This is a genomic window from Francisella noatunensis subsp. noatunensis, from assembly GCF_009823375.1.
GTDB classification, from domain to species: domain Bacteria; phylum Pseudomonadota; class Gammaproteobacteria; order Francisellales; family Francisellaceae; genus Francisella; species Francisella noatunensis.
Window position 1 is genome coordinate 1 of record NZ_WBSX01000085.1, and the last position, 8,003, is coordinate 8,003.

Below are 8,003 nucleotides of genomic sequence, written 5' to 3' on the forward strand. Positions count from 1 at the left end.
TAGCTTTTTAACTTTACAGGATAGCTTATGATTATTTGAAGTTCTGCGGCTTTGATATAGCTTCTGTGCTATCTCAGCATTATAGTCACTATTTATACTAGTGCGATTAAGTTCCTTTTTTATAGCTCTTTCACTATAGCCAATTTTATTGGCTATTTGAGATGTTTGGTATCCTAATTTAAGTAATTCTTCTATACAATATCTATTTGAAAGAGTTAAGTGCTTTGGCATTTTTTAGTTCCTTATCGTTTATTTTAGTTTCGTCAAAACCTAATAAACTATATTTGGAACTCTCTTTCAACTATTTAAAACTTTCAGAATACAATCTAGCTATTAATAAATTTTTTAAATTAATGTATCATTCTAACTAATATTAGAAGAATTAGAATTTTTATGAATTACGAACTTATTGAGTCACCAAAGCAGTCTAAATTTTGCGTTATTGGGTTACATGGTCTGGGTGCAGATGGACATGATTTTGTTGATGTTATCAATTATTTTGATGTTTCATTAGATGAAATTAAATTTGTTTTTCCTCATGCTGATGTTATGCCTGTAACTATAAACATGGGGATGCAGATGCGTGCTTGGTATGATATCAAGTCACTTGATGCAAATAGTCTAAATAGAGTGGTTGATGTTGAAGGTATAAATAGTTCAATAGCAAAAGTTAACAAGTTAATAGATAGTCAGATTAATCAAGGTATTGCTAGTGAAAATATTATCTTAGCAGGCTTTTCTCAAGGCGGTGTAATCGGAACTTATGCTGCTATTACATCTCAAAGGAGGCTTGGTGGCATTATGGCTTTATCTACATACTTGCCAGCATGGGATGATTTTAAAGATAAAATTACACCTATAAATAAAGGATTACCTATACTAGTTTGCCATGGTACTGATGATCAAGTATTACCTGAAGTTCTTGGTCATGATTTATCAGACAAGCTAAAATCTAGTGGTTTTGCTAATGAGTATAAACACTATGTGGGTATGCAACACTCTGTATGTATGGAAGAAATAAAAGATATATCAAACTTTATCGCAAAGACATTTAAAATATGAAACAAATCGTTATAGCTAGTCGCGAAAGCAAACTAGCATTGTGGCAGACAAATTACGTCAAAGACCGAATTCAACAAGAGCTAAACATTCCTTGTCAGATAAGTACTATGAAAACACAAGGAGATATTATTCTTGATAAGCCTCTTAATAAAATTGGTGGTAAGGCATTGTTCATGAAAGAGCTAGAAATAGCGATGCTTAATAACAAAGCCGATATTGCTGTACACTCTCTTAAAGATGTGCCTTATCAATTGCCTCAAGGTTTTTGTTTAGCAAGCTTTATGCCTAGGGAAGACCCTAGAGATGCCTTTGTGTCAAATAAATATATTAGCATAGATGATTTGCCAAGAGGTGCGATCGTTGGTACATCAAGTTTACGTCGTAAAGCTCAACTTTTGCATTATAGGGATGATCTTGAGATTAGAGATTTAAGAGGAAATGTTCAAACAAGATTATCAAAGCTTGACAATGGCGACTATGATGCGATTATCCTAGCAAGTGCGGGTCTTATTCGTTTAGAGCTTAATGAGAGGATAACACAGTTCATTCCTGTAGAAATATCTTTACCAGCTGTGGGTCAGGGTATAGTAGTTATAGAAGCTTTGGATAAAAGTAGTGAAATTTTACAAAAGTTACAAAAGCTAAACTGCAGTGATAGCTTTTGTGTTTCGACTGCTGAAAGAGCATTCAATCAAGAGCTAAAAGGTGGCTGTCATGTTGCAATTGGTGCATATGCAGAGTTACAGGATAATCAGATAACTCTTACAGCAATGGTTGCAAGTAGTGATGGTACAAACATCTTAAAAAGAAAACTTACAGGAGATGATCCTATGAGGCTCGGTAAATTACTAGCTCAAGAAATGATCGAGCTAGGAGCATATAAAATATTGGAGAAATAAATGGGACTTTTATTAATATTAGTTGGTATTGGTGGCGGGCTTGGTGCTATGTCAAGATTTGCCTTGACTCAGGCAACAGCAAGTATTTCTAAGCAAATTCCTATAGGAATACTATTATGTAATATTATCGGTTCATTGATCATAGGTATGATGGCAGCCTTTTTGATACAAACTAAGCTCTTTAATGAAGATATTTCGACATACGTTCGATCTCTTTTTGTTACTGGTTTTCTTGGAGGATTTACTACTTTTTCTAGCTTTAGTTTAGATATCCTCAATTTGTTACAGCGTGGCGAAGCATTATTGGCTATCAGTTATATACTAGTAAGTGTGATTGTATCCTTGATAGCTGTAATTTTGGGCTTTTATTTTATTATGGGAATTTACAGATGAAAAAGAAACTGATTGTATTGATTTTAGTATCTTTGTTTATTTCTAGTTGTATACCATTTCTTGGTGGTGATATGGTAGTACAAGATGATAGATTTGAATCTGATGGGGGCAGGCATGGAATAGAAATGCAACAGGGCACTACAGTTAAACAGGTTTATCAAGCAATTAAAGAGGCTATAAAACAACATCCTGATCAATTTGAAATAAAAGGAGATGATTATAGTGATCAAAAATCTACAGTATGGATCTATTGTAATAAATATAAAGAGCCTGTTATATTTGAGGCAACTCAAAGAAATGGTAGAGTATACTTAGAAATCAGTATCGGCGAACAAGGTCAGGCTAAACAAAATATGCAAGCTATCTACTATATCCAAGATTTAGTATTGAATAATTTACAACAATCTAATAATTAAAAATTATCATTTAATAATATCTACTTCTTAAAATCTTTTTTATAGAAAGGATTTAATCATACTCCATATATCAGAAAAACTTATATGCGAAATAAAAAATATCAATTTGAAGTAAGCTGAAGTTTAGTTTTTAATATGTCAAAATTTATGGCTATCTCAGGGCTTTTGCCAAGTTGATAAATATGGAGTGATAAGTTATGAAATTTATAAAAAGACTATTTGTATTAGTATTGATAGTAACTATCAGATCTTATGTAACTATAAATAATAACTCAAATGCTAAAAATGGAGTCTTAGTAGGTAGTATCGTAGGAGCTATTTTAGGACTAATCTGGAGTGTTATAACGTTAAGTATACTGTATATCCCATTATAGTAGTCGACATTTATGACGTAGTGGTAGCTAGTCAAGATATAGAGCTAAATTAGAGTTGTTATTGATCGTAATAAATAAGGAGCATCATGAAGAAGTATTCGGTAATAGTTTTGTCAATATTGTTAATAGGATGTTCGAGTAATCCAAAAATTACAGAAGTAGGGTCTGGAGTAATCGTTTCTGAGAAGCAACTATTGACTAAAGAGCAAATAAAAAAACAAGACACTAAGGATGATGTTCTTACAGGTACAGGTGTTGGTGCTGGGTCTGGCGCCGTTGTTGGAGCTGGCGTTGGAGCTTTTGGTGGAGCTATGTTAGGGGGAATGCTTGGTATAATTGGTCGAGGTCTGTGTACAATTTTTACTCTTGGTCTTGGTGCAGTACCATGCTTTGCAGGAACAATTGGTGGAGGTATTGCTGTGGGAGCAGCGGTAGGAGCTGGATCCGGAGCAGTAATAGGTGCGGGAACAGGAGGTTTGATAGGTGCGAGTGGTAGCTATATTTATGCATCTACTAAAGATGTAGATAAAATAAAAGGTAAATATCAGTTTGAAGTTTTAGAGGATGGTAAATCTTCACCAATAACATTTGAGCAGTTTACAGATGTTGAATATGCTTTAGGGGAAAAAGTAGATATTTATCAAAGTGAATACAAAGATGTAAAGACATACTTTATCAAACAGTTAGATAAAGATAACAAAAAGATGCAAAGGCAAAAAAAAGGTTGATTATTTTTCTACTTTAAAAACTGTGCCACAGTATGGGCAAGTATTAATTTTCTTATCTTTAAGATCTATATACACTCTTGGGTGTAAGTTCCAATTTTCATGATATTTAGTAGGGCAAGATACTCTTTCACCAGGATTTACTTTTATAACTTTTTGTTCTTTTTTCATTTTGGCAATTTAACAATGATTATAGTTACCTTGATTTTAGCAAAATATTATCAAATTTATAATACAAAAACAAAGCTAAATAGCATATACTAAAGGCGTTGTTGAAAAAACCAAAGGGTTTTGACATATGAAAAGGTTATACAATTCTAATATGTCAGCAAAGGTTTCTCGCACTAAGTGGGATATTTTAGCTTTATCAATTATACTTTTAATATTAAGTATATTTGTATGGTCCACCTCAGGCTTGGGTGGGAGTATAGATTATACAAATCAAGCAAGTGTTCAACAGTACTCAGAAGTTTCTTTGAATCTTTGGCTTTTGCCGTATTATACAGCAGAAACAGTAATGCGAATGTTTATTGGTTTGGGTATTTCTCTACTAATTACATTTATATTCGGAGCGTTAGCGGCCAAAAGTAAAAGAGCGGAAAGTATAATTATTCCAGCAGTTGATATTTTACAGTCTATTCCTATTCTAGGGTTCTTCGCTATTACTGTTACTGGTTTTTTGGTTTTATTCCCAAGCTCCTTATGGGGGGCTCAATCAGCAGTGATATTTGGAATTATAACGGCTCAAGCATGGAATATGATATTAAGTTTTTATCAGTCTTTAAAAACTGTACCTAAAGAACTGGTTGAAGCGGCAGATATGTATCAGCTTTCAGCATGGCAAAGATTCTGGAAAGTAGAGGTACCATTTTCTATGCCAGGACTTGTTTGGAACACTATGATGTCAATGTCTGCTTGTTGGTTTATGATAGTTGCATCAGAGACAATCTTTGTTAACTTTAGTGCTTCGCAGTCGATACCAATTAACTTACCTGGTATAGGATCATTTATAGATGCAGCAAATAATGCCCAAGATTTTGGTGCAGTTGGTGCAGCAATAGTGATGATGTTAGTTACTATCATATTGTATGATCAATTATTGTTCAGACCACTGGTTGTATGGTCAGAAAAATTTGTGCTAGGTGAAAACCAGTCAGAAGTTTATAGTAAGTCTTGGTTTTTGAAGATATTGCAAAAATCAGCAATAACTAAACTCTTCTCTAGTGTGTTTGGAGGTATAAGCTCAGCTTTAGTTAATATAATATTTTTTAAGAAAAATTTAAATAAAGTTTATAATCAACCAAGACATAAAAAACAGGAGAAACAAGAAATACTATTGCAGAAAATATTATGGACAGTATTTACTTTGATGATAGTTGTTGGATTGTTTTACTTTGCTTACCAAGCAGTATATGGAGGTAGCTCAAATATTGGTCTATCAGAAACTTTTAAAGTTTTTGGATATGGCTTATTAACAGGCTTTAGAGTAGTTGTGCTTATTCTTGTCACTTCGATAATTTGGGTGCCAATAGGTGTTTGGGTTGGTATGCGACCTAGAATTGCTCAAAAAGTACAACCTTATGCGCAGATGGCTGCAGCGTTCCCAGTTAACGTTTTGTATGGTATCTTTGGAACATTAGTGATAATTTTAGGCCTTAATTTTAATATTTGGTGTATTTTGCTGATGGCTCTTGGAACGCAGTGGTATATCTTGTTTAATGTTATTGCAGGTGCTTCAGCAATTCCAGATGAATTGAAACTGGCGGCTAAGAATATGCAGCTAAAAGGTTTTATGAAATGGCGTAAATATTTGTTTCCAGCAGTTATGCCATATTATGTCACAGGAGCAATCACTGCTGCCGGTGGTGCATGGAATGCTAGTATTGTGTGTGAATACATCAATTGGGGAACTGGAGATCAGTCAATAATTCAAGCATCAGGTCTTGGAGATTATATTACATATTATACAAACCTGCAGGGTGATCATACGGCAAATGTACTGCTAGGTGTGATAGTAATGTGTGTATTGGTTGTAGCATCTAATAAACTGTTCTGGCGCAGATTATATAACTATGCAGAAAATCGCTTTAGTATGAATATGTAAGCATAGGAGATTTTTAGAAAATGAGTTCAAAAAAAATTTTTACAGTAGAAAAAGTTAATAAGCAATTTAACATCAAAGGTGGTCATACACTTAAAGTACTAGATAATATTGACTTTACTTTACACGAAGGTGAGATCGTTGCATTACTTGGTAAATCTGGCTCTGGTAAGTCAACTTTACTTAGAATTATCGCAGGTCTGTTAAGCCCAAGTTCAGGTGAAGTAATGTATAGAGGTAAAAAAGTTTCTGCCCCTGTTCCAGATATTTCAATGGTTTTTCAAAGCTTTGCTCTTATGCCTTGGCTTACAGTTCTACAAAATGTTGAATTAGGTCTTGAAGCACGTAACATTCCAGCTAAAGAGCGTAAAAAAAGAGCGTTGAAAGCGATCGATATGGTAGGTCTTGACGGTTTTGAAAATGCTTATCCAAAAGAACTTTCTGGCGGTATGAAGCAGCGTGTTGGCTTCGCCAGAGCTCTTGTACTAGAGCCAGATGTTTTGTTAATGGATGAACCTTTTTCTGCTCTTGATATTCTTACTGCGGAGAACCTTAGAGAAGATTTACTTGACCTTTGGGAAAATAATGAGGCAATGAAAGGTATTTTGTATGTTACTCATAGTATTGAAGAAGCTGTTTTGACGGCAGATAGAATTATTATATTTGGGAGTAACCCAGGGTTTATACGTGGTGAGCTGAAGATAGATATTCCTCATCCAAGAAGCTCTCAAGATCCTAGCGTAGCTGATCTAGTAGATCAGGTTTATCGTATGATGACTACTGCCCAAACTAAAGAACTATCTGAGCGTATGAATAAGAAGACTGCTATAACTATTGGTTATCGTTTGCCAGATGTGGATATTTCAGAGATGAATGGTCTTTTAGATGAGATGGCGGAGATCAAAGATGTTGAAGCCGTAGATTTACCACAATTGGCGGATGATCTTCACTTAGATATTGATGATTTATTCCCGATTATTGAGATTCTATCAATTTTAAGATTTGCAGAAGTATCTGATGGTGATATCAAAATGACTGCAATGGGGCGTAAGTTCATTGATTCAAATATAGATGATAGAAAATTTATTTTTGGAAGATTATTCTTAAAGTATATTCCATTGGCTCGTCATGTTGTTAAAGTTTTAAGTGAGAGAGAAAGTCAATCAGCGCCTAAGAGTAGATTCTTGGCGGAGCTTGATGATTATTATCCAATGGAAGTAGCAGAACGTGTCTTTGATACATTTATTGACTGGGCTCGTTATGCTAAGCTGGTTTATTATGATGCTAATACTGGGGTCATCTCATTAGATGATAATGCTGCTGAATATATCAAAAAAATGTAAATGTAACTTCTTTTTCCAATCAATAATTGCTAGATTGTATTCTCAATGTTTATAGAGATACCAAAATGTACTTCATTAGGTGTCAAGTAATTTAAACATTTCTTAGGTCTATTATTCAAGTCTATCTGTAACTTTCTAATGTATTGATGAGATATATTGTTAAAGTTAGTACCTTTAGGTATAAATTGTCTGATATACCTATTCATGTTTTCATTAATACCTCTTTGCCAAGGACTGTATGGATCAGCAAAGAATACTTTGATGCCAGTCTTGCTAGTTTGCTTCTTATGTTTAGCAAACTCTTTACCATTATCAAATGTAGCTGTTAATATTTTATGACCATTAGATACTTTGTACAATATTCTATTGATTGAATTAGCTGTTCTATCTATAGACTTGGCTAAAATAGTAAATCTGCTAGCTCTATCGACCATTGTTACAATAGCACCTTTATGGTCTTTACCAACAATAGTGTCACCTTCAAAGTGATAAAGATTTTTTCTATTAGCACTGCTAGGTCTTTCAGAAATACTCGCTCTATCCTTTATCTTAACTTGTTTAGAGTCACCTTCTTTTTTGTATTTATATTGTCTAGCTTTGAAAAATAATAAGTGTCTAAGCTTTAACTTGCTTATTAAGTTGTAAATTGCTTTGTGAGTTATATTAACAATGCCTCATGTTTTAATCTAC

The 8,003-nt window shown here is 33.7% G+C and carries 10 protein-coding genes and 1 pseudogene; 8 read left to right on the plus strand and 3 right to left on the minus strand.

The window, feature by feature from the left end; genetic code table 11:
* Window positions 1-231 (minus strand): helix-turn-helix domain-containing protein (locus F8C69_RS07400; RefSeq protein WP_159183974.1); only part of this gene is annotated, 231 nt, incomplete at its 3' end.
* 162 nt (window positions 232-393) lie between these two features.
* On the opposite strand from F8C69_RS07400, the gene F8C69_RS07405 reads away from it, so the two are divergent.
* The 6 genes from F8C69_RS07405 (at window position 394) to F8C69_RS07430 (ending at window position 3,872) form a co-directional block, all read left to right on the plus strand.
* The gene (locus tag F8C69_RS07405) at window positions 394-1,062 is read left to right on the plus strand and encodes an alpha/beta hydrolase family protein (RefSeq protein ID WP_159184753.1); all 669 of its coding nucleotides are present in this window, start codon (window positions 394-396) and stop codon (window positions 1,060-1,062) included.
* Window positions 1,059-1,961 (plus strand): hydroxymethylbilane synthase, encoded by a 903-nt coding sequence (gene hemC, locus F8C69_RS07410; protein WP_159184754.1) that lies wholly within the window; start codon window positions 1,059-1,061, stop codon window positions 1,959-1,961. The genes F8C69_RS07405 and hemC overlap by 4 nt, the downstream gene beginning before the upstream one ends.
* Window positions 1,962-2,354 (plus strand): fluoride efflux transporter CrcB, encoded by a 393-nt coding sequence (crcB, locus tag F8C69_RS07415; protein ID WP_012280128.1) that lies wholly within the window; start codon window positions 1,962-1,964, stop codon window positions 2,352-2,354.
* Window positions 2,351-2,770, plus strand: coding sequence for a hypothetical protein (locus F8C69_RS07420; RefSeq protein ID WP_159184755.1), 420 nt, complete (start codon window positions 2,351-2,353; stop codon window positions 2,768-2,770). The genes crcB and F8C69_RS07420 overlap by 4 nt, the downstream gene beginning before the upstream one ends.
* Before the next feature lie 197 nt (window positions 2,771-2,967).
* Window positions 2,968-3,144, plus strand: coding sequence for a hypothetical protein (locus F8C69_RS07425; RefSeq protein ID WP_159184756.1), 177 nt, complete (start codon window positions 2,968-2,970; stop codon window positions 3,142-3,144).
* Window positions 3,145-3,230: 86 nt separating this feature from the next.
* Complete coding sequence (locus F8C69_RS07430; protein WP_159184757.1) at window positions 3,231-3,872, plus strand: hypothetical protein; 642 nt, start codon at window positions 3,231-3,233, stop codon at window positions 3,870-3,872.
* Here F8C69_RS07430 and F8C69_RS07435 read toward each other — a convergent pair whose 3' ends face one another.
* Window positions 3,873-4,040, minus strand: coding sequence for a zinc-finger domain-containing protein (locus F8C69_RS07435; RefSeq protein ID WP_159184758.1), 168 nt, complete (start codon window positions 4,038-4,040; stop codon window positions 3,873-3,875). It abuts the gene before it with no gap.
* Between the two features lie 127 nt (window positions 4,041-4,167).
* On the opposite strand from F8C69_RS07435, the gene F8C69_RS07440 reads away from it, so the two are divergent.
* Window positions 4,168-5,973, plus strand: a complete 1,806-nt coding sequence (locus F8C69_RS07440) for an ABC transporter permease (RefSeq protein ID WP_159184759.1) — start codon at window positions 4,168-4,170, stop codon at window positions 5,971-5,973.
* A 20-nt stretch (window positions 5,974-5,993) separates the two neighbouring features.
* Complete coding sequence (locus F8C69_RS07445; protein ID WP_159184760.1) at window positions 5,994-7,313, plus strand: ABC transporter ATP-binding protein; 1,320 nt, start codon at window positions 5,994-5,996, stop codon at window positions 7,311-7,313.
* Window positions 7,314-7,342: 29 nt separating this feature from the next.
* Here F8C69_RS07445 and F8C69_RS07450 read toward each other — a convergent pair.
* A pseudogene (locus F8C69_RS07450) lies at window positions 7,343-7,987 on the minus strand (IS30 family transposase); the annotation flags it as partial.
* Between the last annotated feature and the right edge of the window lie 16 nt (window positions 7,988-8,003).

Excerpts from the sequence above, each read along its gene's own strand:
- F8C69_RS07405 (WP_159184753.1), top strand. The coding sequence starts at position 394 with ATGAATTACGAACTTATTGAGTCACCAAAGCAGTCTAAATTTTGCGTT.
- hemC (WP_159184754.1), top strand. The coding sequence starts at position 1,059 with ATGAAACAAATCGTTATAGCTAGTCGCGAAAGCAAACTAGCATTGTGG.
- crcB (WP_012280128.1), top strand. The coding sequence starts at position 1,962 with ATGGGACTTTTATTAATATTAGTTGGTATTGGTGGCGGGCTTGGTGCT.
- F8C69_RS07420 (WP_159184755.1), top strand. The coding sequence starts at position 2,351 with ATGAAAAAGAAACTGATTGTATTGATTTTAGTATCTTTGTTTATTTCT.
- F8C69_RS07425 (WP_159184756.1), top strand. The coding sequence starts at position 2,968 with ATGAAATTTATAAAAAGACTATTTGTATTAGTATTGATAGTAACTATC.
- F8C69_RS07430 (WP_159184757.1), top strand. The coding sequence starts at position 3,231 with ATGAAGAAGTATTCGGTAATAGTTTTGTCAATATTGTTAATAGGATGT.
- F8C69_RS07435 (WP_159184758.1), bottom strand. The coding sequence starts at position 4,040 with ATGAAAAAAGAACAAAAAGTTATAAAAGTAAATCCTGGTGAAAGAGTA.
- F8C69_RS07440 (WP_159184759.1), top strand. The coding sequence starts at position 4,168 with ATGAAAAGGTTATACAATTCTAATATGTCAGCAAAGGTTTCTCGCACT.
- F8C69_RS07445 (WP_159184760.1), top strand. The coding sequence starts at position 5,994 with ATGAGTTCAAAAAAAATTTTTACAGTAGAAAAAGTTAATAAGCAATTT.